2 protein-coding genes are annotated in these 2,450 nt (G+C 72.4%); one reads left to right on the top strand and one right to left on the bottom strand.

Features of this window, described 5'->3' with window-relative positions:
• Nucleotides 1-204 precede the first annotated feature (204 nt).
• Complete coding sequence (gene gndA, locus C1I97_RS35385) at nt 205-1,644, bottom strand: NADP-dependent phosphogluconate dehydrogenase (protein ID WP_111007044.1); 1,440 nt, start codon at nt 1,642-1,644, stop codon at nt 205-207.
• A gap of 363 nt (nt 1,645-2,007) precedes the next feature.
• Here gndA and C1I97_RS35380 point away from each other — a divergent pair.
• Nucleotides 2,008-2,450 (top strand): transglycosylase family protein (locus C1I97_RS35380; RefSeq protein WP_258382898.1); only part of this gene is annotated, 443 nt, incomplete at its 3' end.

Below are 2,450 nucleotides of genomic sequence, written 5' to 3'. Positions count from 1 at the left end.
CCCCCCAGGCCCGGAGCCGGTCCCGAACCCCGAACCGGGACCGCCCCTGACCTGAGCACGGAACCCGCAGGGAACGCACGCCCCGCCGCACAGGAAACACACGCCCGCCGCAGACGCCGACGGTGGACGGCTGCTCAGCCGCCCACCGTCCTTTTCGTGCTGCTCACTCCTGGCCGGCCGGGGCGATCGGCCGGGGCGGCGACCCTACGCCGTCACCTCCGACCGGTCCCCGCCCCACAGCGTGTGGAAGGAGCCTTCCCGGTCCACCCGCCGGTAGGTGTGCGCCCCGAAGAAGTCCCGCTGGCCCTGCGTGAGCGCGGCCGGGAGGCGTTCGGCGCGCAGCGCGTCGTAGTAGGCCAGTGCGGCCGAGAAGCCGGGCGTGGGCACCCCCTGCCGCGTCGCCGCGACCAGCACCTCGCGCCAGTCGTCCTGGGCCGCCGCGATCCCCCGGGCGAAGGTGTCGTCGGACAGCAGGCTCGGCAGGTCCGGACGGGCGTCGTACGCGGCGCGGATCCGGTCCAGGAAGGCCGCGCGGATGATGCAGCCGCCGCGCCAGATGGCGGAGACCGCGCCGAGGTCGATGCCCCAGCCGTACTCCTCGCCGCCGGCGGCGATCTCGTGGAAGCCCTGCGTGTACGACACGATCTTCGAGGCGTACAGCGCCTGCTCCACCCGGTCCGCGAAGGCCGCCGCCTCGGACTCCGGCAGCGGCGACGCCTTCGGGCCCGCCAGGCCCCGCGAGGCCTCCCGCAGGGCCGCGTGCCCGGACAGGGAGCGCGCGAAGACCGCCTCCGCGATGCCCGACACCGGCACGCCCAGGTCGAGGGCGATCTGCACCGTCCAGCGGCCCGTGCCCTTCTGCTCGGCCTGGTCCACCACCACGTCCACGAACGGCTTGCCGGTCGCCGCGTCCACGTGGGACAGGACCTCCGCCGTGATCCCGATCAGGTACGAGTCCAGACGGCCCCTGTTCCAGGTGCGGAAGATCTCCGCGATCTGCGCGGGGGAGTAGCCGGCGACCTCGCGCAGCAGCTGGTACGCCTCGCCGATCAGCTGCATGTCGGCGTACTCGATGCCGTTGTGCACCATCTTCACGAAGTGACCCGCGCCGTCCGGGCCCACGTGCGTGACGCACGGTGCGCCGTCCGCCGCCTTCGCGGAGATCTTCTCCAGCATCGGGCCGAGGGAGTCGTACGACTCCTTCGAGCCGCCCGGCATGATGCTCGGACCGTGCAGCGCGCCCTCCTCGCCGCCGGAGATGCCCGTGCCCACGAAGTGGATGCCCTGCTCGCGCAGCTCCCGCTCCCGGCGCCGGGTGTCCGCGAAGTGCGCGTTGCCGCCGTCGATGATCATGTCACCGGGCTCCAGCAGCGGCGCGAACTCCTGGATCACCGCGTCGGTCGGCTCACCGGCCTTCACCATGACGACCAGGCGGCGTGGCCGCTCCAGCGCCGCCACGAACTCCTTGGCGGTCTCGGCCGGGATGAAGTCGCCCTCGTGTCCGAACTCCTCGACCAGGGCGTGCGTCCGGGACGCGGTCCGGTTGTGCAGCGCGACCGTGTAGCCGTTGCGCGCGAAGTTGCGGGCGAGGTTGCGGCCCATGACCGCGAGTCCGGTGACGCCGATCTGGGCTGTAGTGCTCATACCGCCTGCTCCTCAAAATCCGGTGGATCATCAGGTGGAACGCCGGGGTCCCGCCGTCGGCGGTGCCGACCGCGCCGCCGTCCGTGCCCGCCAGTATCGCCGCTCGTGCCCTCACAACCATCCTGACGTGCCGGTACGGCACCCGCACATCCGGACCCGGCACGCTCCATTACGCACGCGGGGGCCCTGCGGCTCATTCCACACGGCAGAAGCCCGTGTCCCGGTGCGCGTTCCGCAGATCCGGCCAACAGGGATCCGTTACCGGCCACTTGGGGTGCCGAAGCGGCCGACATCCGTCTTGTCACGGCCTGTTCGCGGCGGTTACTTTCGCCCCTCCTGACGCATGGCGAGGGGGCTTCAGACATGGCCGCACGCGGTCGGCACCGCCGGTACCAGCCCAACAGGATCAACCGCGCCTCGCTCACTGTCACGGCGGGCGGCGCCGGAATGGCCCTTCCGCTCATCGGAGCCTCGGCCGCGCACGCCGCCGACGCCTCCACCTGGAACAAGGTCGCCGCCTGCGAGTCCAGCGGCAACTGGAGCATCAACACCGGCAACGGCTACTACGGCGGTCTGCAGTTCACCCGGTCCACCTGGGCGGAGTACGGCGGAACGCGGTACGCGCCGCGCGCGGACCTGGCCACCCGCGACCAGCAGATCGCCGTCGCGGAGAAGGTCCTCGCCGGGCAGGGCCCCGGCGCCTGGCCGGTGTGTTCGGCACGGGCCGGGCTGACCCTCCCCCACTCTCAACTCCGTTCGAGCGGGGGGACCCCCATCGGCGGCACCCCCGAGGTCCAGCCCAAGGC

Origin of the sequence: Streptomyces sp. NTH33 (assembly GCF_003236365.1) — a bacterium.
Classification (GTDB): Bacteria; Actinomycetota; Actinomycetes; order Streptomycetales; family Streptomycetaceae; genus Streptomyces.
The sequence above is the reverse complement of the archived record's forward strand: the minus strand, read 5'-3'. Positions and strand labels throughout refer to the sequence as shown.